Below are 276 nucleotides of genomic sequence, written 5' to 3' on the forward strand. Positions count from 1 at the left end.
CGCGTAGCTTCTCCAACATTGCTCTTCTTAGTATCAATACTCCTCCGCAGAGCGTCGAAACGTTCTAATCCCATAGGATCTTCAACATCTTGTTTTGCTTCTGCAATCAAGCGCTGCAGTGCTGGTCGCACTCGGTCATTCAGCGCCTCATTTTGGATCGCGAAACCGACCGCTGCAGCAATACCTAGAACTACAGTGTCATTTCCCAAGAACTTGTAAGATTTGCTTCCGAGAGCCTGATCGAACTCGATAAGCCACGCCACAAAATTATGATAT

At 47.1% G+C, this 276-nt stretch carries 1 protein-coding gene; it reads right to left on the bottom strand.

The genetic code is table 11. The features are described 5' to 3' along the window. Positions 1–276 (bottom strand): hypothetical protein (locus R0J87_RS20035; RefSeq protein WP_498888444.1); only part of this gene is annotated, 276 nt, incomplete at both ends.

The sequence above is a fragment of the Halomonas sp. SIMBA_159 genome (assembly GCF_046536035.1).
GTDB lineage: Bacteria > Pseudomonadota > Gammaproteobacteria > Pseudomonadales > Halomonadaceae > Vreelandella > Vreelandella venusta_A.